This window comes from Streptomyces sp. CO7 (genome assembly GCF_053474865.1).
The window spans coordinates 47,926-49,177 of the sequence record NZ_JBRIOU010000011.1 but is presented as its reverse complement, the minus strand read 5'-3'; the positions used below and the strand labels follow the sequence as shown (position 1 = coordinate 49,177).

Genomic DNA, 1,252 nt, shown 5'->3' with positions numbered 1-1,252 from the left:
CCACGGGATCCCACCGCACCAGCGCCTGCACCGGCCGCAGGGTCGGCTCGGCGACGACGACGACCGTCCCCCCGGCCTCCTGCCCCCGCACCAGCGCCGCCGCTGCGATCCACCGCCGCAGCGCCTGCTCGTCGGAGCGCAGGTCCTGCCGTCCCAGCATCGCCCAGCCGTCGAGCAGCAGCGCCGCCGCGTAGCCGCCCTCGGCGACCGGTTCGGCCCCGGGGGTGGAGACCACCAGCGCCGGGCTCCCCGGCACCGTGTCCAGCACCTGTTCGCGCCCCGAGGTGCGCACCGGCACGGAGGGGAAGGCGCGCCCCAGCTCCTCGGCGGTCCGCCGCGCCCCGACCACGCTGGCCCGCAGCCGGAACGCCCCGCACTCCGGGCAGTGCCACTGCGCCTCGGCCCGCCCGCACCAGGCGCACGCCAGCCGTGTCTCGTCCTGTCCTTCCAGGGGACCGGCGCAGTGCCGGCAGCGGGCGGGCGTCCGGCAGTTGGCGCAGGCCATCCGCGGCACGTAGCCGCGCCGCGGCACCTGCACGAGGACCGGCCCGCTCCGCAGGCCCTCGCGCGCGACCTGCCAGGCCAGGGTGGGCAGCCGGGCGCTGCGCGCGGCCTCGTCCCGCGCGAGGTCGTGGTCGCCGACGGTCCGCACCAGCGGCGCGGCGGCCCGCACCAGCCCCCGCCCGGCGACCAGCGGCCGCGCCCAGCCGCTCTCCACCAGCTGCGCGGCCTCGACCGTGGTGGACCACGCGCCCAGCAGGAACCCGCAGTGGGCCTGGGCGGCCCGCAGCTCGAGCACCTCCCGGGCGTGGGGCTGCGGGGCGTGCGGCTCGCTGTGGCTGTCGTCGCCGTCGTCCCAGACCACCACCAGGCCCAGGTCCCGGACCGGCGCGAACATGGCGGCGCGGGTGCCCACGACCGCGCGCGCCGAGCCGCGCCGTACCGCCAGCCACTGGCGGTAGCGCTTCTCGGGGCCGACGTCGGCGGTCAGCAGGACGTGCCGGCCCTCGCCCAGCACGGTGGTCAGCGCGGCGTCGACCCGGGCGGCGCTGCGCCCGTCGGGGACGACGACCAGCGCGCCGCGCCCCGAGGCCAGGGTGGCGGCCACCGCGCGGGCGATCTCCTCGCTCCAGCCGGGGCCCGGCAGCGCGTTCCACACCGCCCGCGGGGAGCCGCCGAGGGCCAGGCTCTCCAGGAACGCGGGCCCCTGTTCGTAACGGCTCCAGGAGCCGGGGGCGGGCACGGCGGGCGG

The 1,252-nt window shown here is 79.6% G+C and carries 1 pseudogene; it reads right to left on the bottom strand.

Annotated features, from left to right (window positions below):
- Positions 1–1,252: pseudogene (locus ACOV8S_RS29295) on the bottom strand (primosome assembly protein PriA); the annotation flags it as partial.